This is a genomic window from Neomesorhizobium albiziae, from assembly GCF_900114255.1.
Taxonomy (GTDB): Bacteria; Pseudomonadota; Alphaproteobacteria; order Rhizobiales; family Rhizobiaceae; genus Neomesorhizobium; species Neomesorhizobium albiziae.
On record NZ_FOSL01000003.1, the window covers coordinates 250,644 to 272,761 of the forward strand.

The following is a 22,118-nucleotide window of genomic DNA, read 5'->3' on the forward strand; positions in this document are numbered from 1 at the left end:
GTCACACAGTCAATCGCCGTCGCGCAGCCGGTCGGTCGCGCGCCGTTCCTTCTTGGTCGGACGCCCTGAACCCGCCTCGCGCAGCGGCACCATTTCTTCGGGCAGGTTTTTGTCGCGTGGCGCCGGTTTCGGCGAGATGTCCTCGTAGAGCGTCCGCGCTTCCTCGGCTGGGCCGCGCCGCGTACCGCAATCGACAACGCGATAGATCAGCACCTGCCGGTCAAGCGTGATGGTCAGCACGTCGCCCGGCTTGACGAGGTGGGAAGCCTGATCGGCCTTGTCGCGGTTGACCCGAACACGGCCAGACTGTGCCAGTTTTGCCGCCAGCGACCGCGATTTGACCACCCGCGCGAAGAACAACCATTTGTCGATGCGCTGGCGGCCTTCTGAAACCATGGGCGGTCGCGGCTATTTTTTCAGCTGGTCGCGCAAGGCGGCGAGCTTGGCGAAAGGCGAATCCGGGTCGATGCGCACCGGACGCTCCTCGCGCGGTTTCGACTGGAACTGCGGCTTACCCTGGAAACCGCCCTTCTGTCCCGGTTTGCCGCCATCGCGGCGATCCTGCCGGAAGCCCTGGCCGTCCGGCTTGCCAGGTTTGCCCTGAAACTTGCGTTCGAACCGCTCCTTGCCGCCCTCGCGCCGGTTTTTGCCATCGCCACGCGCCTCGGCTTCGGCGCCTGGCTTGCCGTTTTGCTGGCGTCCGCGCGGCGGGCCGCCGCGATCGCGCTGGTTGCCATGGCGTTGACCTTGTCGTCCCTCGAAGCGAGCCTGCCGCCACAACAGGATTGGCTTGGGTTCGTCGGCGGGCGCCTCTGCCTTCTCGGCCACCGCTTCCGACGGCCCGGTTGCAGCTACGGCTGTTTCGGCAGTCGACTCCACCAGGGTCTGTTCCGTGCTCTCGGCATCTTGCTGAGGCGCCGGTGTCGGCTCCTCGCCGGCGCCAGCCTCCACGGCAGCAGGTTCCTCTGCCGCGACCGGCGCTGCTGTCTCGGGAGTAGTTTCCACTTCGGAAACGCTGGCGTCCGCTGCCGGGCCGCTGCCGTCGTCGGACGCGACGACGACTTCCGCTTCCGTGGCGACCGGCGTTTCGGTTTCCGCGGTCTCGAGGCCGGCTTCAACCATGCCTGCCGGCTCCGCATCGTTCCCGGCGTCCGCTGTCGGTTCGGCGGCCTGTGCAGCCAGTTCGGCCGCTTTCTTCGCGGCGCGTTCGGCCGCGGCCTTCTCGGCCGCCTCACGCGCTGCGACATCGAGCGCTTCCAGCTTCGACTTCACCTCGGCGGCCGGCTTCGGCTCGGCGCGGTAACCCAGCCCTTTCAGAATCTCCTCGATATCGTCGGCGGTGGCGCCGAGGATCGACATCATCGCCGGCGTCACGAGGAAAGCGCTGCCGTCATAAGCGCCGTCCGGACGCGGCCCGGCGCCGGCGCGCCAGGAAAGCGCCGGGCGGATCAGGTCGGCGAGCCGCTCCAATATGTCGACGCGCACCGCGCGGCGGCCAAGGTTGCGGTAGCCGGCAAGCTTGTAGAACGCGCGATCGAAGGCCGGATCGATCACCACCGAGGTGCGGCCCGACGCCAACGCATGGACCACGTCGCCGAAGCCTGCCTTGTCCTTGCCGTCGTTCTTCAACGCCCACAGCAGCGTGACCAACCCGGCCGGGCCGGGCTTCAACAGCGCCGGCACGAAGACGTGATAGGCGCCGAAGCGCACGCCGAGACGGCGAAGCGCGCCGCGAGCGTCCTGATCGAGCGACTTCACGTCGTCGGCGATGTCGCGGCGGTTGAGCAGCCCGAAATTCTCGACGAGCTGGAAGGCGATGCCACGACCGATGCCGGTAAGCTGGTCGGCATTCTTCAGATCGACCAGCGGCTTCAGCAGGCTCTCCACCTGGAAGTTGACGAAGCGCTCCGCCCGCGCGGCCACCTTGTCGCGCGCCGGCCCTGTCAGCTGCTCGTCGGCCAGGAGGATGACGCGCGGCTTCAGCGCGTCCTCGCCCGACGTCAGCGTCGCGATGGGCGCGCCGATCCAGCGCAGCACGCCATCGGAACCCAGCGCAATGTCGTTGTTGCCCGAAGCCGAGAACCGCTCGGCGCGCGCCTCGAACTCCAGCGCAAGCGCTTTCTGCGCGGCGGCCTTCACCGCCTTGGCATCCTCGCCTTCGGCGGTCTGGTCCGCGGTAAAGCGGAATCCTTGCAGCTCGCCGACATGATGGCCCTCGACGAGGACCGCACCGGCAGGGCTAATTTCGGCTTCAGGCATAGTATTCTCTCTCAGGCGCTTCATGAGCACGGAAGTCCTGCGGTCTACGAAGCGTTTCGTCAACCGCTCATGCAGGGCATCCGACAGTCTGTCTTCGATCTCGCGCGTTTTTTCACGCCAATGTGCCGGATCGGCCAACCAGCCAGGCCGGTTGGAAACAAATGTCCAGGTGCGAATCTGCGCAATGCGGTGCGAAAGGGTGTCGATATCGCCGTCGGTCGAATCTGCGCGGCGCACCTGCTCGGCCATATATGTCTCGTCGACGTGACCCCGCTCGGCGAGATCCAGATACATCGAAGCGATCAGGTCGGAATGCTGCGCCGGCGCGATGCGGCGGTAGTCGGGCAGCGCGCAGGCCTCCCACAAAAGCGCCACGCGCTCGCGATTGGTCGCCAGCCTGCGGATTTCGGGATCGCGCGCCAGCTGGTCGAGCGCCTGCGCATCGACCGCCGGCAGGGCGCGCGTCAGCCCTTCGACCGGCGCAGGGGTCTCGATCGACCGTTTCAGCGCATCGAGGCTTGCATAGTCGAATACGGCGGTCCGCCATTGCAGCACTTTGACGGCGTCGAACTCGTGCGCTTCGATACGATGCACCAGATCGTCGTCGAGCGGGTCGACCTGGCCGGTGACGCCGAACGTGCCGTCGCGCAGATGGCGGCCGGCACGGCCGGCGACCTGGCCGAGCTCGGCTGCCGTCAGGTCGCGGTACTGATAACCGTCGAACTTGCGGTTCTGGGCGAAAGCCACGTGGTCGACATCGAGGTTGAGCCCCATGCCGATGGCGTCGGTGGCGACGAGATAGTCGACGTCGCCGTTCTGGTAGATCTCGACTTGCGCATTGCGGGTGCGTGGGCTGAGCGCGCCGAGCACCACGGCAGCACCGCCACGCTGCCGGCGGATCAGTTCGGCGATCCCGTAGACCTCGTCAGCCGAAAACGCCACGATGGCCGAGCGCCGCGGCAGTCGCGTCAGCTTTTTCTGGCCGGCATAGGCCAGGTGCGAAAGCCGGGGCCGGGTCACGACCGAGATGCCCCGCAAAAGCCGCTCGAAAATGCCCCGCATAGTCGCGGCGCCAAGAAGCAGCGTCTCATCCCGGCCCCGCAAATTGAGGATGCGGTCGGTGAAGATGTGGCCGCGCTCGAGATCGCCGGCGAGCTGCACTTCGTCGATCGCTACGAAGGCCGCGTTGGTTTCGCGTGGCAGCGCCTCGACCGTGCAGACCGAGTAGCGCGCTCCGGGTGGCTGTATCTTTTCCTCGCCGGTGATCAGCGCGACGTTCTGCACGCCGACCTTGTCGACGACGCGGCCATAGACCTCGCGCGCAAGCAGCCTGAGCGGCAGGCCGATCAGCCCGCTGCCATGCGCCACCATGCGTTCGATGGCGAGATGCGTCTTGCCGGTGTTCGTCGGCCCCAGCACGGCGGTGACATCGCGCCCTGAAAGCACGAGGGGGTCGCTTTGGTTAGGCTGCAAGTTCATCGAAAAATGAAATCGCTTTCCCTTATGGGTCCAGCATGCGGCAGGACGGAAGCGGCGGTAGATATGAGGCAGATATCGCGACACATATAGGATTTGGCTGGCGAAACGAAAGCGGAAAAGTTGACGAATTAACGCTTGGAACGAGTCTGGAACGAATCGGCGACGAATCACTGACTCGCATGGATTCAGGTTTTGTTCACCGCGACATGTAGACTTGAGGGGTAGACGCGGCACCACATGCTGAATCGGGTTTTCGGCGCGCAGGGCGAATCCCGCGATCTTCGTTAACTTTCGTTTCGCGGAGGCAAGCCGCGCCGCCAAGACGCGGTTAACAAGCCGCTAATGCAAAGATTTCATTCAGGTTTTTGCCGGGGATTCGCAACGGCACCGGCCTGCCGGCGCGGCTTCGTTAACACTCCGCCCAAACCCGGAACGAATCGGCGACGAATCAGCGATAGGACAGTTTTCCCGTTCCGTTCACCCCAACATGTTGTGTCCTGCGGCGCCCATCGACCGAGAAAGTGAGCCGGCGTCGAGCGCCGAAGGCGCGGTTCCGCCGGACTGTTAACCTTTTCGTCCTGTTCCGGCACATGGCCTGCCCGGACACGGACGAGACGAGGAATGGCAAACTGTTGAAAAATGTTGTGATTTCCGGGTTCGGGGGTTCCCGCAATCACACGTCACAATTGTATTCGCATCGGTTTCGTGGCGTCATCGCGGCGTGTTGGTATGAGGAGGAAATCATGACCAAACGTCTTCTTGCGGAATTTCTGGGCACATTCTGGCTTGTCTTCGGCGGCTGCGGCAGCGCGGTTCTGGCCGCCGCTTTTCCCGAACTGGGCATCGGCTTCTCCGGCGTCGCACTTGCGTTCGGTCTGACGGTCCTCACCATGGCCTATGCGGTCGGCGGCATTTCCGGCGGTCACTTCAACCCGGCGGTGTCGGTCGGCCTGTTCACGGCCGGGCGTCTGCCGGCCGGCGACCTCATCCCCTATGTCGTTGCGCAGGTCGTCGGCGCGATCGTCGCTTCGGCGGTGCTCTACCTGATTGTCACCGGCAAGGCGGATTTCACCTCGATCGGCGGCTTCGCCACCAATGGCTACGGCGATGCCTCGCCCGGCAAGTATTCGCTGACCTCGGCGCTGCTCATCGAAGTGGTTCTGACCTTCATGTTCCTGATGATCATCCTCGGCTCCACCAGCGGCCGCGTGCCCGCCGGTTTTGCGCCGATCGCCATCGGCCTTGCGCTGACCCTGATCCACCTCGTCTCGATCCCGGTCACCAACACCTCGGTCAATCCGGCCCGCTCGACCGGCCCCGCGCTGTTCGTCGGCGGCGTCGCCCTGCAGCAGCTCTGGCTGTTCTGGGTGGCTCCGATTATCGGCGCGGCGATTGCCGGCGTCGCTCACAAGTCGCTTTTCGGCGACGAGTAACCGGGCATCGTCTGCCCAATCACCCTGCAAATGAAAAACGGCGCCCCGGGGCGCCGTTTTTGTTGGAGCGACGTAATCCCGGTCAGACGAAGAACTGGCCGCCATTGGCGGAAATGGTCGAGCCGGTGATGAAACCCGCTCCATCGGAAGCGAGAAACACCACGCAGCGCGCGATCTCGTCCGCCTCGCCGAGACGGCCGACCGGAATCTGGGCGATGATCGATTCACGCACCTTCTCCGGCACCGCCATGACCATGTCCGTGGCGATATAGCCGGGGCAGACCGCATTGACGGTGATGCCGGCGCGTGCGCCCTCCTGCGCCAGCGCCTTGGTGAAACCGAGGTCGCCCGCCTTGGAAGCGGAATAGTTGGCCTGCGCAAACTGGCCCTTCTGGCCGTTGATTGACGAGATGGTGATGACGCGGCCGAATTTGCGCTCGCGCATGCCGTTCCACAACGGATGCGTCATGTTGAAGACACCGGAAAGATTGGTGTCGATGACTTCCTTCCACTGCTGGGGGGTCATCTTGTGGAATGGCGCGTCGCGGGTGATGCCGGCATTGTTGACCAGCACGTCGATGGGGCCGAGATCGGCCTCGACCTTTTTGATCCCGTCGGCGCAGGCATCGTATTCGGCAACCGACCATTTGTAGACGGGGATGCCGGTTTCGGCCTTGAATTTCTGCGCCGCCTCATCGTTGCCCGCATAGTTGGCGGCAACCTTGTACCCAGCGCCCTTCAAGGCGATCGATATGGCGGCGCCGATACCGCGCGATCCACCGGTGACAAGTGCAGTTCTGGTCATGGTCGTTTCCCCTTGGCTTGAACTCGTGATCGCCCGTTGGCCGGGCTTGAAATGGAACGGGCGGCCCTGGCCGCCCGTTGGTCTTTGAAAATTTCTACAGTGCCTCCACGCACATGGCGACGCCCATGCCGCCGCCGATGCATAGGGTGGCGAGCCCCTTCTTGGCGCCGCGCCGGCGCATCTCGTAGACCAGCGTGTTGAAGATGCGGGTGCCCGACGCGCCGATCGGATGACCGATGGCGATCGCCCCGCCATTGACGTTGACGATATCCGGGTTCCATCCCATGCCCTTGTTGACCGCGCAGGCCTGCGCGGCGAATGCCTCGTTGGCCTCGACGAGATCGAGGTCGGCTGCCGACCAGCCGGCCTTTTCCAGCGCCCGCTTGGAGGCCGGAATCGGCCCCGTGCCCATGATGGCGGGATCGACGCCGGCGGTTGCCCAGGAAGCGATCCGCACCAACGGCGTCAGGCCACGGCGCGCAGCCTCGGCCTCTGTCATCAGCACCACCGCGGCAGCACCGTCATTGAGGCCGGAAGCATTGGCCGCCGTCACCGTGCCTTCCTTGTCGAAGGCCGGCCGTAGCTTTTGCATGGCGTCCAGCGTCGCGCCATGGCGGATGTACTCGTCCTGGTCGACGACCGTGTCGCCCTTGCGGCCCTTGATGGTCACCGAGACGATCTCGTCCTTGAACTTGCCGGCCGTTTGCGCCGCCTCGGCCTTGTTCTGCGAGCCGACGGCGAACTCATCCTGTACTTCGCGGGTGATCTGGAACTGCCGCGCCACGTTCTCCGCCGTGTTGCCCATGTGATAACCGTTGAAGGCGTCCCACAGCCCGTCGCGGATCATGGTGTCGACCATCGAATAGTCACCCATCTTCACGCCGGCGCGCAGATGCGCGCAATGCGGCGACAGCGACATCGATTCCTGGCCGCCGGCCACGATGATCCTGGCGTCGCCGGTGGCGATCTGCTGCATGCCGATTGCGATGGTGCGCAGGCCCGAACCGCAGACCTGGTTAAGGCCCCAGGCGGTTGCCTCCTTGGGTATGCCGGCCTTGATCGCCGCCTGCCGCGCCGGGTTCTGCCCCTGGCCGGCGGTGAGGACCTGGCCGAGGATCACCTCGTCCACCTCAGCCGCGTCGACGCCCGCCCGCGACAGCGCTTCCTTGACGACGATGGCGCCCAGTTCATGGGCCGGCGTGTTGGCGAAGGAGCCATTGAAGGAGCCGACCGGGGTGCGGGTGGCGCTTGCGACGACGATTGATTCGGAAGCGGGCATTTTCATCTCCAGACTTCTCAGGGAATATTGTTATCGGCTTGTCATGACTTTTCTTGCCCTTTCCGGGAGCCGAGTCAAACCGGAAAATCCACCCTGCCCGCAAGCTGGCGGGCGCCGCAGGGTTTATGCTGCACCCATGCTGCGCAGCATTTTTGCCCCCTAATAAAGCAGTTGCTTAAAGCAGGTGTGATCCCGCACTGCACAAACCGCTTTCAAAACGAATGCTTTTGAGCATATCCTTGCCAAGGCGCAACCGTTGCCGGCTGCTTACTTATGACGCCGGCCTGCTTGGGAGGGTTCTGATGCCCGCAAAAGACGATCCGGTGGTCATCAAGAAATATGCCAACCGACGCCTCTACAATACGGGCACCAGCACTTATGTGACTCTGGAAGATCTGGCCGAAATGGTGAAGCGCGGCGAGGATTTCACCGTCCAGGACGCCAAGACCGGCGACGACATCACCCACCCCGTTCTTACGCAGATCATCTTCGAACTTGAGAACAAGGACGGGCAGAACATGCTGCCGGTGCCGTTTTTGCGGCAGTTGATCTCCTTCTACGGCGACCAGATGCAAATGGTGGTGCCGAGCTTCCTCGAACAATCGATGATTGCCTTCGCCAAGGAGCAGGAGCGCTTTCGCGAGCAGATGAAATCGGCGATGGGCAAATCGCCGATGGACATGATGAAGATCACCACGCCCATCAAGGCGATCGAGGAACAGACGCGCCGCAACATCGAAATGTTCCAGAACGCGATGCGCCTGTTTACGCCGTTCCCACCCAACTCCGGTACATCTGCCGCTTCGGCTCCCGCCGCCGAGCCCGCCAAGAAGGAAGCGGCCGAAAAGTCCGACGACCTTCAGGAACTGAAGGACCAGATCGCTGCGATGCAGCGCAAGATCGAGTCCATGGGATAGGGTCCGGCCCCTCGGGCTGCCGGCGCCGCAACGGCCGGCACCCGTACTGCATTTATCGCGACGCTGGTAGATAACCGCCTGCCAATCCCGCGAGCGGCATTGCAGAACCGCTGCATGTCGTTTTTGCCGCCTCTTTCATCCGCGCCTGTTGGCAGTCTGCCCGCATGGCAGAGGCCGCGTTTGAAAGGGAAGCACCGGACGGCGAGCAATCGCCCGCATCCGCACCGGCTATTGCCATTGCCAGCATCATCGTCTCGATGGCGCTCATTGCTATCGGCAACGGGCTGATGTTTGCCTACATCCCTGTTCGCCTTGGTGCCGAAGGCTTTTCGCCGACATGGGCAGGCTTGATTGTCACGGGGCTTTCGGCGGGTGGCCTCGCCGGCTGCATCCTCACCGGGCCGCTGGTGCGCCGCGTCGGCCATGCCCGCGGCTTCATGGTGCTTTCGGCGCTGGTCGCGCTCTCCAACGCCGCGGTCGGCGCCGGCGCCTATCCGCTGCTGTGGATCGCCGCGCGTACCCTTTATGGTCTCGCCATATGCGGGCTCTTCGTCGTCGCCCAGAGTTGGCTGAACGACGTCATCGGCAACGCCATCCGTGGCCGCGTCATGGCGATCTTCTACGTCGCCTACGTCGCCGGGTTGGGCATCGGCTACTACACGCTGGCCTTCGTCGACATCGCCAGCGCCGAAGCAGCGCTGATCGGCATCGCCTTTACGGCTCTTTCGATCCTTCCGGTCGGGATGACGCGGCTGCGCCAGCCGCCGCCGCCGCAGGCCGCGTCAGTGGCGATCCGCCATGCCTGGCGCATCTCGCCGGTCGGCGTCGCCGGAATGCTCGCAGTCGGCGGCCTTTCCATGAGCATCACCGGCTTCGCGCCTATCCACGCAACGGCCAAGGGCTACAGCCAGCAGGATGTCGCACTGCTGCTGTCGGCAATGCCGCTCGGCACCCTGTTGCTGCAGATACCGTTCGGCTGGATTTCGGACCGGATAGACCGGCGTTACGTGCTTGTGGCCGCGTCTGTGCTCGTCGTCGTCTCCGGCTGGCTGGCAGTCGGCTTCGATGGCAGGGCGCTCGCCATCCTCATCGTCATCTATGTCTTCTGGGACGGCGCCAGCGAATCGATCTATTCGCTGGCGAGCGCGCATGCCAGCGACCGCGCCGGCAAGAACGATCTTGTGGCCCTGTCGAGTTCGCTGCTATTTGCCTGGTCGTTCTCGGGATTTGTCGTTCCCGGCATCGTGACGGTTCTGACGGCCTTCTATGGAACGCAGTCCTTCATGTATGTGGCGATCGCGATCGCTGCCGCTTATGCCGGTTTTGTAATCTGGCGCATCGTCCAGGCAAAGCCCGTTCCGGCGGAAGAAACCGGCAGTTTCTCGCCGATGAGCGCACAGGCGCCTTTGCCTGTCGATCTTGCATTCCCGACAGAAGAAGAGCCGGCTCGATAGGATCAGGTCCGTCTTGCGCCCGAATTCCGGAAACCTGGCGAAGTTAGATATTCCGGCCTGCGGGAACGCGAACGGCGTATGCGTTTTCCTGCGTAAGACTGATGGCGGTGCGTCTTGAAACTGTAACCGTTCTCTGCCTATCTAAGTAGTGTCGCCTGATTTGGTTGGCGATTTGGTTGTTCCTGTTTCGAAAGGAAAGACACTGCGAACAGCAATCCAGAGGAAGGCATCCATGGTGCCTTCGCCGATCGGGATAAGCCGAAACGACGAATTGTCCCGATCCATCAAGACGGTCCTTGCCAGTCTGGAAGACTCCAAGGCCGAAAACATCGTCTCCATCGACATCCAGGGTAAATCGAGCCTCGGCGACTATATGGTGGTCGCCTCAGGCCGGTCGCACCGTCATGTCGCGGCGGTGGCCGATCAACTGCTCAAAACGCTGAAGGATGCCGGTTACGGCAATGCCCGCGTCGAAGGGCTGGCCGCCGCGGACTGGGTGCTGGTCGATGCGGGCGATATCATCGTCCATGTCTTCCGTCCGGAAGTGCGGGAGTTCTACAACATCGAAAAGATGTGGCAGGCGCCCGACCTCGAGGAAGAGACGGTTCACTGAACCGCCACTGACAGGGATGAAGATTGCGGTACATGCCGTGGGCCGGATGAAGGCTGGCCCCGAGAAGGAACTGGCGGACCGCTATTTCGACCGCTTCGCCAAGAGCGGCCCCGCGATCGGCCTCGAATTCTCGGGCGTCGGCGAATTCCCGGAAAGCCGCGCGCAAGGCGTTGCCGAACGCCGCCGCGAGGAAGCACAGAAGCTGCAGGCGCAGTTGGCGCCCGGCGCGGTGCTTTTCCTGCTTGACGAACGTGGCAAGAACATTTCCTCCGAACAGTTCTCGGAAAGGATCGCCGGCTTTCGCGACAGCGGCCAGCGCAATCTCGCCATCGCCATCGGCGGCCCCGACGGTCACGACCCGGCGCTGCATCAGGCAGCCACACTCGTCCTGTCGTTCGGGGCGCTGACTTGGCCGCATCAGCTGGTGCGCATCATGCTCGCCGAACAGCTCTACCGGACAGCCACCATCCTCTCCGGTCATCCTTATCATCGCGCGTGAGCGGATTTTGGCCTATTCTCCAAACGGACGGCACGAGCCTTGCGCCGGGCGGGGAAGATATGGTTGACGGTCCATTAACGACCTTCTCCTTAGGGTCGGGCATCCGGAAACGAAGATCACCATGACGGGCTTTCATCGAGCGGCAAGCGATTTTGCACGGTTCTTCGCCGTAGCCGTGGCCTTGGCGGTGACGCCGGCGCCTGCCGCCCAGACGGAAGATTCGGCGGCAATCGAGGCGCGGCAGGCGGAAAGCCGTGCCGAGTATGACCGTGTCGCGCGCGAGATGGCGCTGTCGTCCGAGAAGCTGGAAAAACTCGCCGCCGAGATCGCATCGGTCAAGAAAGACCATGCGACGATTACCGCCGCGCTGATCCAGGCCGCCAAGACCGAAAAGAAGCTTGGCGAAGACATCGAAGACATCACTGACCGGCTCGAAGGCCTGAAGGACCAACAGGAAGGCATTCGCCAATCGCTCGCAGCGCGCCGCGACGTGCTGGCCGAGGTTCTGGGCGCCTTGCAGCGTATAGGCCTCAACCCGCCGCCGGCGCTGCTGGTGAAGCCGGAGGATGCGCTGTCGTCGGTGCGCAGCGCGATCCTGCTTGGCGCCGTCGTTCCTGAATTGCGCTCCGAAACCGAAATACTGCTTGCCGATCTCAAGGAAATGACCCGCATCACAGCCTCGATCGAGGCGGAACGCCAGCGCCTCGGCGCAACCGTTGCCGAACAGGTGGCCGAAAAGGAACGGCTCAACCTGCTGCTCGCGGCAAAAAGCCGGCTTCAGGACGAATCGGAGACCGCGCTCGCCAGCGAACAACAGAGGTCGGAGGAACTCGCGGCGAAGGCCGGCAGCCTGAAGGACCTGATCGCGTCGTTGGAAAAAGACATCGTCGGCGCCCGTTCGGCTGAGGAGAAGGCGCGCCGCGCCGAAGAAGAGCGGAGGAAGCGCGAAGCGGCACTTTCGGCGATGCCGGTTCCGGAGAGCAACCGGCTAGTCGAAACCGCGCCGTTTTCGCGGATGCGGGGCAAGCTGACTTTGCCCGTTGCTGGCCGGGTGGCGCGCCGTTTCGGCGGCGACGACAGTAACGGCGGAGTGATGCTTGGCGACATGGTTGCGACACAATCGAGCGCCATCGTCACCGCGCCTGCGGACGGAAGCGTACTCTATGCGGGGCCATTCAGGTCATACGGGCAACTCTTGATCCTGAATGCCGGCGACGGTTATCATGTCGTGTTGGCCGGAATGGGTCGAATCAGTGTGACGACAGGTCAAGCCGTTCTTGCGGGCGAGCCGGTCGGCGCGATGGGAGAGGCCAGGGTGGCAAGCACCTCGGCAAATGGTGTTGGAAGTACCGGTCCGGAACTCTATGTAGAATTCCGAAAAGACGGAAAGCCCGTCGACCCTGCCCCGTGGTGGGCAGCGCGTTTTTCTGGAAGGACAGGAAATGGTACGTAAATTGTCGCTTCTGTTTGCTGGTGCGCTGATGGGCGCATCCGCGATGAGCCTGGTCTACGGCGCGCCAAGCTCGTCGGCAAACGCGGCAGGTTCGGAAACCTATCGCCAGCTGGCGATCTTCGGCGATATTTTCGAACGCGTGCGCGGCCAATATGTGACCCCGCCGGACGAGAAAGCTCTGGTCGAAAGCGCCATCAACGGCATGCTGACCTCGCTCGACCCGCATTCTTCATACCTCAATGCTGAAGCCGCCAAGGACATGCGCGTCCAGACCAAGGGCGAATTCGGCGGCCTCGGCATCGAGGTCACCATGGAAAACGAGCTGGTCAAGGTGATCACGCCGATCGACGACACGCCGGCAGCGCGCGCCGGTGTTCGCGCCGGCGACTTCATTGCCGAGATCGATGGCGAGGAAGTGCGTGGCCTGACGCTCAACGACGCGGTCGAGAAGATGCGTGGCCTCGTCAACACGCCGATCGAACTGACGATCGTGCGCGAAGGCGCCGACAAGCCGATCAAGCTGACCATCGTGCGCGACATTATCAAGGTGAAAGCCGTGAAGTACCGCGTCGAGAACGACGTCGGCTACATGAAGATCACCTCGTTCACCGAGAAGACTTTCGATGACCTGCAGGCGGCGATCGAAGACATCCAGTCCAAGATCCCCGCGGACAAGCTGAAGGGATATGTGCTCGACCTGCGGCTGAACCCTGGCGGCCTGCTCGACCAGGCGGTCAGCGTTTCAGACACCTTCCTCGACCGCGGCGAGATTGTTTCAACCCGCGGCCGCGACCCGAAGGACATTACCCGCTTCGATTCGCGTCCCGGCGATTTGACTGATGGCAAGCCGGTGATCGTGCTGATCAATGGCGGTTCGGCCAGCGCCTCGGAGATCGTTGCCGGCGCCCTGCAGGATCTTCGCCGCGCCACAGTGCTCGGCACGCAGTCGTTCGGCAAGGGTTCGGTGCAGACCATCATCCCACTTGCCGAGAACGGCGCGCTACGACTGACGACGGCGCTTTATTACACGCCGTCAGGCAAGTCGATCCAGGGCAAGGGCATCACGCCCGACATCAAGGTTGACCAGCCGCTGCCGGAAGACCTGAAGGGTCGCGACGTCACCCGTGGCGAATCCGACCTGAAGGGCCACATCAAGGGCGCCGAGGAAGGCGACCAGGGTTCGGGCTCTGCAGCCTATGTGCCGCCGGAACCGAAAGACGACATCCAGCTGAACTACGCGCTCGATCTTCTGCGCGGCACCAAGACGGACCCGGCCTTCCCGCCGAACCCGCAGAAGGCCGTGCTGAACCAGCAGCAGTAAGCGTTTATCGCAGCCGGGCAGACGGGGGTCCGGCTGTGGCGTAGCAAATGAACTGTCGGGATCGAAGCGATTCCGGCAGTTTTTTGCCAGAGCCTCCCGCCTACAGGGGAAAGCGGGCTTGTCGCCAGCGATCAAGGAAATCGAACAGCCGCTCGGATTGGCGAAAAAGCCGAAATCGGGGCAGGACGGCCGTTCAAGGGTGAGCGGCCGCTCATTCGCCACGGCTTGCGTTGCAATCGTGCTGGCTGCCACGTCGAGCGCCATCGCCTTTCGCGAGCGGCCATTCCGCGCTCCGGCCGTCGTCGCCGTATCGACACCGCAGACCACGCAGCCGGTGAATGCAGATTTGACGAAGATCGCGCCGCCGGCCGATGCATCGGCTTCCTCGAGCAGCCAGCCTGGCCCCTCGATCATCCGCGTCAATCCCGATGAGCAAAATACCGGCAGCGGCGTTGTTATCGTCCGTGATCCGTCCGCGATCGGCCAGAACCTGCGCATCGCGCATTTGCCGGATCAGGCATTGATCGAACAATCCGAAACCGGCCCGCTGCCAATTCGCGCGGCCGATGGACGGCGCCCGTTCGATGTCTATCAGCGCTCCTGGTCGGGGGCGCGTGGCGCGCGCGTGGCGATCGTCATTGGCGGTCTCGCCGTCTCGCAGTCGGGTACCGACGACGCGATCAGGAAACTCCCACCGGAAGTGACACTTGCCTTCGCATCGCAGGGCAACAGCATCGGCCGCTGGATGCAGGCGGCACGCCGCGAGGGCCACGAGATCATGATGCAGGTGCCGCTTGAGCCGTTCGACTACCCAAACGTCAACCCGGGCCGCAACACGCTGACCGTCGAGGCCGGCCCGCAGGAGAACGTGCGGAACCTTTTGTGGACGCTGTCGCGTACGACCAACTACACCGGCGTCATGAATTACATGGGCGCGCGCTTCTCCGCCGATGCCGCAGCGATGGCTCCGGTGATGGCGGAACTCGGCAAACGCGGGCTGATGTATCTCGACGATGGCTCGCTGGCACGCAGTACCGCATCGGCAGAGGCGCTCAAGAGTGGCGTGCCGTTCGCCGAGGGCGACGCGGCGATCGACGCGGTGCGCGAGCGCGGCGAGATCCTGAAGAAACTTGACGAGCTGGAGCGCACCGCCCGCGCCAAGGGTTTCGCTATCGGCACCGGCTCGGCCTTCGATGTGACGGTCGACGCCGTTTCCTCTTGGGTGAACGAAGCGAAGAAGCGCGGCATCGAGATCGTGCCGGTATCGGCGGTTGCCAGCGACCCCGAGCGCGGGTAACCGAAGGCATGGCCAAGAGCAAGCACGTCGATCCCGAAACCCTGCCCTACCGCCCATGCGTCGGCGTCATGGTGCTCAATCGACAGGGCCTGGTCTGGGCCGGACATCGCATCGTCGTCTCAAAAGGCGAGATGGAGGGCGCCGAGCAGCTCTGGCAGATGCCGCAAGGCGGCATCGACAAGGGCGAAGACCCGCTGCCGGCGGCGAAGCGCGAACTCTATGAGGAGACCGGCATGCGCTCGGTCTCCCTGCTGGCCGAAGCGCCGGACTGGATCAATTACGAGCTGCCGCCGCATCTCGTCGGCGTCGCGCTGAAAGGAAAATACCGCGGCCAGACGCAGAAATGGTTCGCCTTCCGCTTCGAGGGCAACGAGGACGAGATCGCGATCAACCCGCCGCCCGGCGGTCACGAGGCCGAGTTCGACCGCTGGGCCTGGAAGCCCATGGCCGAGTTGCCGAGGCTTATCGTGCCGTTCAAGCGCGGGGTCTATGACCAGGTGGTGGCGACGTTCAGGCATCTCGCCGGCTGACCGGGCGAACCGTTGTTGCGCGGAGGCGTGGCAGCGACCTCCTGATGCCTTGACATCGCCCGTTTGCTCGGCCACCTGATTGGGCCTGATCCCCTTGGAGCGCCGCGCGTGCTTTTGGATACGCAAAGGACGCTCCAGGACTTTGAATCTATGCTTCGAGCTTTCCGATTTTCGGGCCGATGCAATAGCAGAGAAGGCGCCCGGCGATGACCGGATATTACTCCTCCCCCTTCGACCGGCGTCATTCGGTCGGCGTCGATGTTGGCGGCGTGATGGTGGGTGGCGGCCACCCGGTGGTCGTGCAATCGATGACCAACACCGACACCGCCGATGTCGACCAGACGGTGGCGCAGGTAGCAGCACTCGCCAAGGCGGGTTCCGAGATCGTGCGCATCACGGTCGACCGCGATGAAAGCGCTGCCGCTGTCGCTGGCATCCGCGAACGGCTCGACCGGCTTGGCATCAACGTGCCGCTGGTCGGCGACTTCCATTACATCGGCCATCGGCTGCTTGCCGATCATCCGGAATGCGCCGAGGCGCTGGCGAAATACCGCATCAATCCCGGCAATGTCGGCTTCAAGGAAAAGAAGGACAAGCAGTTCGGCGCAATCGTCGAAATGGCGATCCGTTACAACAAGCCGGTGCGCATCGGCGTCAACTGGGGCTCGCTCGACCAGGAACTGCTGACCCGGCTGATGGACGAGAACCAGAAGAACGGCTCGCCGCTGACTGCCAACCAGGTGATGCGCGAGGCGATCGTGCAATCGGCGCTGCTGTCGGCCCATGCAGCGGAAGAGATCGGCCTGGCGCGCGACAAGATCATCCTATCGGCCAAGGTAAGCCAGGTGCAGGACCTGATCGCGGTTTACGCGGAACTCGCCAAACGCTCCGACCATGCCCTGCATCTCGGGCTGACAGAAGCCGGCATGGGCTCGAAAGGCATCGTGGCATCGTCCGCGGCGATGGGCATCCTCCTGCAGCAGGGGATTGGCGACACGATCCGCGTTTCGCTGACGCCGGAACCGAACGGCGACCGTACCCGCGAAGTGCAGGTGGCGCAGGAACTGTTGCAGACGATGGGTTTCCGGCAGTTCATTCCGATCGTGGCTGCATGCCCGGGTTGCGGACGCACCACGTCGACCGTCTTCCAGGAACTTGCCCAGAACATCCAGAGCGACATCCGCAAGAACATGCCGATCTGGCGCGAGCAATATCCCGGCGTCGAGGAATTGAAGGTCGCGGTGATGGGCTGCATCGTCAATGGCCCCGGCGAATCGAAGCATGCCGATATCGGCATTTCGCTGCCCGGAACCGGCGAGACGCCGACGGCACCCGTCTTCATCGACGGCAAGAAGGCAGCGACGCTGCGCGGCCCGGACATCGCCGAAGAATTCCAGAAGATGGTCGCCACCTATATCGAGACGCGCTACGGCCGGGGCAAACAGGCAGCGGAGTAGTGTCTTGCGCGCCGCCGCGAGCCTCGCCATTGCGCTCGTTGTCGGTCTGGGATGGTGCGGCGATTCGTATGCCGATCCACCGGGCAAAGGCGAAAGGCCGGTCACCATCGGCCGCATCTGCCATCTGATCGAGACACAAGCGGACCTCCATCAGCTGCCGCGCGATTTCTTCGCCCGGCTGATCTGGAAGGAAAGCCGCTTCGACCCCAATGCCGAAAGCCCGGTGGGCGCCGAGGGCATCGCGCAATTCATGCCGGGAACCGCCAGGATACGCGGCCTTGCCAACTCGTTCGACGTGGAGCAGGCGCTGCCCGCCTCGGCCAAATATCTCGGCGAGTTGAAACGCGGATTTGGTAATCTGGGTCTGGCGGCAGCCGCTTATAATGCGGGTGAGAACCGGGTGGCGCGCTGGCTGTCGTCTGGCGGGTTCCTGCCGCTGGAGACTGAGGACTATGTGCTCGACATCATGGGCGAGCCCGCCGACAATTTCTCCACCGCCGGCTACCAGGGCACCATTCACCCGCTCGACTCGAAACTCGACTTCCGCAAGGCCTGCCGCAACCTGCCTGTCATCATGTCGGCGACCATCCCCATGGCTAGCATCAACGTCAAGCCCTGGGGCATCCAGGTGGCTGGCAATTTCCGCCGCGCTGCCGCGGTCCGGCAGTGGCAACGGACGCAAGGCAGATTCCCCGCGCTCCTGTCGAGCTACGAGCCGGTGGTAAGCAGGGTGCGCACGCCGCGCGGCCGGCGCGGCGTCTACGCGGTGCGGATCGGCGCCGATTCGCGCAAGGAGGCGGATGACATCTGCCGGAAGCTGCGCGGCGCAGGTGGCGCCTGCATCGTGCTTCGCAACCGATAGATTCTGCAGCCAGGAGAAATCACCTGGTTGCAACAGATAGAGCGGTGCTCAGGCGGAATACACTCTATCTATTTGTTTACGCATCGGATTTTTCCGACGCCCGCTATGCGCTTCTGGCGAGCTCCCTCTCCGGCAGCGATGTTTCGCTGAGCCAGCTGCCGATCTTGGCGCTCAGGCGATCCGGCGAGATCGGCTTCGACAGATAGTCGTCCATGCCTGCATCGATACACTTCTCGCGATCGCCCTTCAGGGCATGCGCGGTGACGCCGATGATCGGCGTGTGGCCTCCGGTGGCGCGCTCGGCGGCGCGGATTGCCCGGGTCGCCTCGTAGCCATTCATCTCCGGCATCGAAACGTCCATCAGGATCAGTCGGGGCTTCAGCGAACGGTGCATCTCAACCGCGGTGCGCCCGTTGGCGGCGATCCGATAGGACAGGTCGAGCCCGTTGAGTATCTGACCGAACACAAGCTGGTTCACCTCGTTGTCCTCGGCGATCAGGATGTCGAGCGGCACGTTTGCCGATGCCGCCGGCGGCTCGCGCTCGATGGTCGCCGCGATCTGGACAAGACGCCGTGCGTCCGGTTGCGGCGCCGCTTCGAATTGCGGCGCGCGCGTGAATTCCGACCGCAAGGCGGCCGAGCGCGCCTTCTGGATCACCGCGATGACGGTGCCGAGAAGCACCGCGGAGCGGGCCGGCTTGGTGAGATGCGCAGCGATGCCGTATTCGATCACCATACGGCCGAAATCGATCTGATCGACCGATGTGAGCAGGATGACCGGAATGTGGGTGGTGCGCTGGTCCGAACATATCGCCTTGGCGACGTCGGCGCCGTTCATGCCGGGCATCTGGTAGTCGAGAATGACACAATCGACGGAGGCGCCGAGCTGGGCGGCGCGGTCGAGGAACGCCAGGCCGACTGCGCCGCTTTCGGCAGCCGCGCAGTCGAAACCCCAGCTTTTCAGCTGCTCGAGCAGAATCTCGCGGTTGACCGGGTTGTCGTCGATGACAAGCACGCGCGCGCCGGTGACATCGACCGGCACCGGAGCAGTCGGTGCGGCGGAAGAATGCACCGGCAGCGGCACGGTGAACCAGAAGACGGAGCCGCGCCCGAGTTCGGACTCGACGCCGATGTTGCCGCCCATCATGTCGATCAGGCGGGCGCCGATGGCGAGACCGAGCCCCGTGCCTTCGTGGCGGCGCGTCGAACTGCCGTCGACCTGCGCGAACTTCTCGAACACGCTCTGCAATTTCTCGGCCGGGATGCCGATGCCCGTATCTTCGACGCGGACGTGAAGGTGGGCGACACCGTCTCTGACCTCGCCGGCGACGTCGATCAGTACGTGGCCGCGTTCGGTGAATTTCACCGCATTGCCAAGCAGATTGGTGACAATCTGCCGAAAGCGGCCGACATCCCCGACAAGATAGCCCGGCAGGCGGGGGTCGACGCGCACAATCAGTTCGAGGTTTTTCTCGGCGACGCGCGCCGAAACCAGGGTGGCGACATCCTCCACTGCCTCGGCCAGCCGAAATGGCGCTGGATCGAGCGTCAGCTGCCCGGCATTGATCTTCGAGAAATCGAGAATGTCGTTGATGATGGTCAAAAGCGCATTGCCCGACTTCACGATGACATCGGTGAACGTCTTCTGGCGGGCATTGAGGTCGGTCTTGGCGAGAAGTTCGGCCATGCCGAGCACGCCATTCATTGGCGTGCGGATCTCGTGGCTCATATTGGCAAGGAACTCGGACTTGGCGCGATCCGCTGCCTCGGCCTGCTTGAGCGACGTCTCGGCAGCATCAAAGGCGCGGCGGATGGCCTTTTCCATTGGGCGGAATATCCACAGGGCAACCAGCCCCAGCACAACGATCATCAGGACGCTGGCGCCGGTCAGAATGCGGTCGCCGGTGAATTCGGCCGCACGCCTCTCATTCTCAAGCGCTGTACGTGCCCGCACCAGCAGAGGCTGCGCGAAAAGATCGTTCTGGTTGCGGATCTCGCGGTTGCTCCATTCGTCGATCTTCTGAGCCTTGGCGAGAACACCCAGGTTGCGGATCATATCGCGCGCCGACCAGAACAGGTCGCCGTTGATTGAAGCGGACCTGATCTCGTCGGAATTGGCGGAACCGAGACGAGGCAGGACATCGGCATAGGCGCGCGACAGCGCTTCCACCTGCGCGGTCAACCGGTCGGCGTGCCCGCGTGCGGCTGAGGTCAGTTCGTCACGCGTGTCCTCGCGCCAGGCGGTCGCCGTCTGATCCGCGAAGTTGGCTGCGTTCCGCAGGTCACGGATCAACGCGATCGTATCGGCCGCGGTCGTATCGAGCTGCCGGCGGAAAGCGTTGATGTTGTTCATGGCGAACATGATGGCCGTTGCGGCAACGGCTATCGCGAGCAATCCGGACAGGTAGCGAACCCGGATCGACCGGACAAAGGATGTATATTGCGGCACGCGAACCCCCGAACACCCAGAACCATGCCTTTCGGCAAAGCTCTTGCCAGCGCTTTAGCGAGCGGGATTACGCCTGATTTACATTAAGAAACGGTGTGCGGTGCGGCAGCAGCACGCAAGGCGGCAACCCAGGCGCGAAACGGGCTGGCAAAATTCCCTACGCACGTCTCGTGAAAAGGATTCACGCAACTTCGGCAGACGTACGTCAGTTGCGGCGCTCGGCGATGAACAGGGCAGCCGCTTTCAGCAATTCCGCGCGCTCCCCGAACGGCTCGAGCAGCGATTGCGCCTGTTCGACAAGGCCGACCAGTTGCTGGCGCGCCCAGTTGCCGCCATGCAGCGCGGCGAGCGTCGCCTTGCCGGCTGCAGCATCCTTGCCGGTCGCTTTGCCCATGGTCTCGGCGTCCGACGTGAGATCGAGCAGGTCGTCGGCCAGCTGGAACGCGAGGCCGATGGCCGAGCCGAATTCGGCAAGTCGTTCGCGTTCCGGGGGCGCCGCGTCAGCGATGATCGCGCCCGCTTCGCACGCGAAGCGTATCAACGCGCCGGTCTTCATCGCCTGCAGCGTGATGATGCCGGCCTCGCCTGGCTTCTTTCTTTCGGCCTCGAGGTCGAGCGCCTGGCCGCCTGCCATGCCTCCCAGGCCTGCCGCGCGTGCAAGGCCCAGCACCAGCGCGGCTCTCGTCGATGCCGAAAGTGCGGTCACCGGATCGGCGATGACGTCGAAGGCGAAGGTAAGCAGGCTGTCGCCGGCGAGGATCGCAGTCGCCTCGTCGAATGCCCGGTGTACGGTCGGCTCGCCGCGCCGCAGGTCGTCATTGTCCATCGACGGCAGGTCGTCGTGGATGAGCGAGTAGCAATGGACGCACTCGAGTGCGGCCGCCACACGCAAGGCGGCCTCTCCATCGGCGCCGAAAAGTGCTGCCGTTTCCATCACGAGAAAAGGCCGAAGCCGCTTGCCGCCGTTCAGCACCCCGTGTCGCATGGCGGCCATCAAGCGCTCGGGCCTGGCTATTTCGCCCGGCAGGATCCGGTCGCCAAGCAGGTCGCGCAGCGACGCCTCGACAGCAAGCGCGCGCCTTGCAAGGGCCGTTTCGAAGGGCAGATCAACGGTTTTGTCCATGAGCGGCACGGTTTAAGCCAAAAGCACTGGCGGTCAAGCGGTCGCCGGCATTGCGCTCGAAGCATCGCCCCGGTATGCGAAAGGGATGAACTCGGGGACATCGGGCTTGACCGGGCCAACAGTTGATCCAGAACCGGAAGGGCTGGGCATGCCGGCGAAACGGAAGGGGTCGCCGCGCAGGGCGTGGTTGGGCGTCGGTTTACGCGGCGGGATGGGGCGCGGCTTGCTGGCGCTCATCGCTCTTGGGATGCTGCCCCTGGTGCTTGCGATCCTTTACCTGCCGCCGTTCGTGCATCCGATCTCGACGCTGATGCTGAAAGACCTGGTCACGTTCCAGGGCTATGACCGGCAATGGGTTTCGATCGACGACGTCTCGCCGGTGCTGGTCCACTCCGTTATCATGTCGGAGGATGGGCAATTCTGCGGGCACCGCGGCATCGATTGGGGAGAACTCAATTCGGTGATCGACGACGCGATGGCCGGCGAGGCAACCCGCGGCGCTTCCACGATCACCATGCAGACGGTGAAAAATCTCTATCTCTGGCAGCGCCCGCTGGGCACGGTGCGCAAGATCGTAGAGTTGCCCCTGGCAGTCTATCTCGACCTGGTGATGTCGAAGCGGCGCATCATGGAAATATACCTGAACGTTGCCGAGTGGGGGCCTGGCATCTACGGCGTCGAAGCTGCGGCGCAGTATCATTTCAAACGTCCTGCCAGAGAGCTTTCACGCCGGCAGGCAGCATTGCTGGCGGTCAGCCTGCCCAATCCGATCGCACGTGATCCGGCCAAGCCAGGCCCCGGCCTCCGGCGGCTCGCCTCGGTCATCGAGAGACGGGCGGCGCGTGCCGGCGGCTATGTCGGCTGCGTCGATTGAGGCTAGTCCTACTC

18 protein-coding genes are annotated in these 22,118 nt (G+C 63.7%); 12 read left to right on the plus strand and 6 right to left on the minus strand.

The annotated features are described in order from the left end of the window. Nucleotides 1-9: 9 nt before the first annotated feature. The gene (locus F3H98_RS07760; protein ID WP_149759555.1) at nucleotides 10-396 is read right to left on the minus strand and encodes an RNA-binding S4 domain-containing protein; all 387 of its coding nucleotides are present in this window, start codon (nucleotides 394-396) and stop codon (nucleotides 10-12) included. 12 nt (nucleotides 397-408) lie between these two features. Further along, on the minus strand, nucleotides 409-3,738 hold the full coding sequence (locus tag F3H98_RS07765; RefSeq protein ID WP_149759556.1) for a helicase-related protein: 3,330 nt from the start codon (nucleotides 3,736-3,738) through the stop codon (nucleotides 409-411). 743 nt (nucleotides 3,739-4,481) lie between these two features. Here F3H98_RS07765 and aqpZ point away from each other — a divergent pair. Then, nucleotides 4,482-5,171, plus strand: coding sequence for an aquaporin Z (gene aqpZ, locus F3H98_RS07770; RefSeq protein ID WP_149759557.1), 690 nt, complete (start codon nucleotides 4,482-4,484; stop codon nucleotides 5,169-5,171). A gap of 82 nt (nucleotides 5,172-5,253) precedes the next feature. Here the strand turns inward: aqpZ and phbB are convergent, their stop codons facing one another. Beyond that, the gene (phbB, locus tag F3H98_RS07775; RefSeq protein ID WP_149759558.1) at nucleotides 5,254-5,976 is read right to left on the minus strand and encodes a beta-ketoacyl-ACP reductase; all 723 of its coding nucleotides are present in this window, start codon (nucleotides 5,974-5,976) and stop codon (nucleotides 5,254-5,256) included. A gap of 94 nt (nucleotides 5,977-6,070) precedes the next feature. Next, complete coding sequence (locus F3H98_RS07780) at nucleotides 6,071-7,255, minus strand: acetyl-CoA C-acetyltransferase (RefSeq protein ID WP_149759559.1); 1,185 nt, start codon at nucleotides 7,253-7,255, stop codon at nucleotides 6,071-6,073. 302 nt (nucleotides 7,256-7,557) lie between these two features. On the opposite strand from F3H98_RS07780, the gene phaR reads away from it, so the two are divergent. The 10 genes from phaR (at nucleotide 7,558) to F3H98_RS07830 (ending at nucleotide 17,658) form a co-directional block, all read left to right on the plus strand. Then, a complete protein-coding gene (gene phaR / locus F3H98_RS07785) occupies nucleotides 7,558-8,172 on the plus strand; it encodes a polyhydroxyalkanoate synthesis repressor PhaR (protein ID WP_149759560.1) in 615 nt (204 codons plus the stop codon). A gap of 164 nt (nucleotides 8,173-8,336) precedes the next feature. Next, on the plus strand, nucleotides 8,337-9,626 hold the full coding sequence (locus F3H98_RS07790; protein ID WP_149759561.1) for an MFS transporter: 1,290 nt from the start codon (nucleotides 8,337-8,339) through the stop codon (nucleotides 9,624-9,626). A gap of 232 nt (nucleotides 9,627-9,858) precedes the next feature. Next, on the plus strand, nucleotides 9,859-10,239 hold the full coding sequence (gene rsfS / locus F3H98_RS07795; protein ID WP_188130363.1) for a ribosome silencing factor: 381 nt from the start codon (nucleotides 9,859-9,861) through the stop codon (nucleotides 10,237-10,239). Nucleotides 10,240-10,255: 16 nt separating this feature from the next. Next, nucleotides 10,256-10,738: a 23S rRNA (pseudouridine(1915)-N(3))-methyltransferase RlmH gene (gene rlmH / locus F3H98_RS07800; RefSeq protein ID WP_149759562.1), complete on the plus strand. Its 483-nt coding sequence runs from the start codon at nucleotides 10,256-10,258 to the stop codon at nucleotides 10,736-10,738. A 121-nt stretch (nucleotides 10,739-10,859) separates the two neighbouring features. Continuing rightward, nucleotides 10,860-12,191: a murein hydrolase activator EnvC family protein gene (locus tag F3H98_RS07805; RefSeq protein ID WP_149759563.1), complete on the plus strand. Its 1,332-nt coding sequence runs from the start codon at nucleotides 10,860-10,862 to the stop codon at nucleotides 12,189-12,191. Next, nucleotides 12,181-13,512 (plus strand): S41 family peptidase, encoded by a 1,332-nt coding sequence (locus F3H98_RS07810; protein WP_149759564.1) that lies wholly within the window; start codon nucleotides 12,181-12,183, stop codon nucleotides 13,510-13,512. The genes F3H98_RS07805 and F3H98_RS07810 overlap by 11 nt, the downstream gene beginning before the upstream one ends. Nucleotides 13,513-13,630: 118 nt before the next feature. Further along, nucleotides 13,631-14,809 (plus strand): divergent polysaccharide deacetylase family protein, encoded by a 1,179-nt coding sequence (locus F3H98_RS07815; protein ID WP_149759565.1) that lies wholly within the window; start codon nucleotides 13,631-13,633, stop codon nucleotides 14,807-14,809. 8 nt (nucleotides 14,810-14,817) lie between these two features. Continuing rightward, nucleotides 14,818-15,339 (plus strand): RNA pyrophosphohydrolase, encoded by a 522-nt coding sequence (locus F3H98_RS07820; RefSeq protein ID WP_149759566.1) that lies wholly within the window; start codon nucleotides 14,818-14,820, stop codon nucleotides 15,337-15,339. A 206-nt stretch (nucleotides 15,340-15,545) separates the two neighbouring features. Further along, a complete protein-coding gene (gene ispG, locus F3H98_RS07825; RefSeq protein ID WP_149759567.1) occupies nucleotides 15,546-16,796 on the plus strand; it encodes a flavodoxin-dependent (E)-4-hydroxy-3-methylbut-2-enyl-diphosphate synthase in 1,251 nt (416 codons plus the stop codon). Nucleotides 16,797-16,800: 4 nt separating this feature from the next. Next, on the plus strand, nucleotides 16,801-17,658 hold the full coding sequence (locus tag F3H98_RS07830; protein ID WP_149759568.1) for a lytic transglycosylase domain-containing protein: 858 nt from the start codon (nucleotides 16,801-16,803) through the stop codon (nucleotides 17,656-17,658). 103 nt (nucleotides 17,659-17,761) lie between these two features. On the opposite strand, the gene F3H98_RS07835 is transcribed toward F3H98_RS07830, so the two are convergent. Continuing rightward, nucleotides 17,762-20,107 carry a response regulator gene (locus tag F3H98_RS07835; protein WP_149759569.1) on the minus strand — a complete coding sequence of 782 codons (2,346 nt, stop codon included), beginning with the start codon at nucleotides 20,105-20,107 and terminating at the stop codon, nucleotides 17,762-17,764. A 205-nt stretch (nucleotides 20,108-20,312) separates the two neighbouring features. Then, a complete protein-coding gene (locus tag F3H98_RS07840; RefSeq protein WP_149759570.1) occupies nucleotides 20,313-21,230 on the minus strand; it encodes a polyprenyl synthetase family protein in 918 nt (305 codons plus the stop codon). A gap of 148 nt (nucleotides 21,231-21,378) precedes the next feature. On the opposite strand from F3H98_RS07840, the gene mtgA reads away from it, so the two are divergent. Then, nucleotides 21,379-22,104 carry a monofunctional biosynthetic peptidoglycan transglycosylase gene (gene mtgA / locus F3H98_RS07845; protein WP_149759571.1) on the plus strand — a complete coding sequence of 242 codons (726 nt, stop codon included), beginning with the start codon at nucleotides 21,379-21,381 and terminating at the stop codon, nucleotides 22,102-22,104. Nucleotides 22,105-22,118: the final 14 nt, after the last annotated feature.

Excerpts from the sequence above, each read along its gene's own strand:
- F3H98_RS07760 (WP_149759555.1), bottom strand. The coding sequence starts at position 396 with ATGGTTTCAGAAGGCCGCCAGCGCATCGACAAATGGTTGTTCTTCGCG.
- F3H98_RS07765 (WP_149759556.1), bottom strand. The coding sequence starts at position 3,738 with ATGAACTTGCAGCCTAACCAAAGCGACCCCCTCGTGCTTTCAGGGCGC.
- aqpZ (WP_149759557.1), top strand. The coding sequence starts at position 4,482 with ATGACCAAACGTCTTCTTGCGGAATTTCTGGGCACATTCTGGCTTGTC.
- phbB (WP_149759558.1), bottom strand. The coding sequence starts at position 5,976 with ATGACCAGAACTGCACTTGTCACCGGTGGATCGCGCGGTATCGGCGCC.
- F3H98_RS07780 (WP_149759559.1), bottom strand. The coding sequence starts at position 7,255 with ATGCCCGCTTCCGAATCAATCGTCGTCGCAAGCGCCACCCGCACCCCG.
- phaR (WP_149759560.1), top strand. The coding sequence starts at position 7,558 with ATGCCCGCAAAAGACGATCCGGTGGTCATCAAGAAATATGCCAACCGA.
- F3H98_RS07790 (WP_149759561.1), top strand. The coding sequence starts at position 8,337 with ATGGCAGAGGCCGCGTTTGAAAGGGAAGCACCGGACGGCGAGCAATCG.
- rsfS (WP_188130363.1), top strand. The coding sequence starts at position 9,859 with ATGGTGCCTTCGCCGATCGGGATAAGCCGAAACGACGAATTGTCCCGA.
- rlmH (WP_149759562.1), top strand. The coding sequence starts at position 10,256 with ATGAAGATTGCGGTACATGCCGTGGGCCGGATGAAGGCTGGCCCCGAG.
- F3H98_RS07805 (WP_149759563.1), top strand. The coding sequence starts at position 10,860 with ATGACGGGCTTTCATCGAGCGGCAAGCGATTTTGCACGGTTCTTCGCC.
- F3H98_RS07810 (WP_149759564.1), top strand. The coding sequence starts at position 12,181 with ATGGTACGTAAATTGTCGCTTCTGTTTGCTGGTGCGCTGATGGGCGCA.
- F3H98_RS07820 (WP_149759566.1), top strand. The coding sequence starts at position 14,818 with ATGGCCAAGAGCAAGCACGTCGATCCCGAAACCCTGCCCTACCGCCCA.
- ispG (WP_149759567.1), top strand. The coding sequence starts at position 15,546 with ATGACCGGATATTACTCCTCCCCCTTCGACCGGCGTCATTCGGTCGGC.
- F3H98_RS07840 (WP_149759570.1), bottom strand. The coding sequence starts at position 21,230 with ATGGACAAAACCGTTGATCTGCCCTTCGAAACGGCCCTTGCAAGGCGC.
- mtgA (WP_149759571.1), top strand. The coding sequence starts at position 21,379 with ATGCCGGCGAAACGGAAGGGGTCGCCGCGCAGGGCGTGGTTGGGCGTC.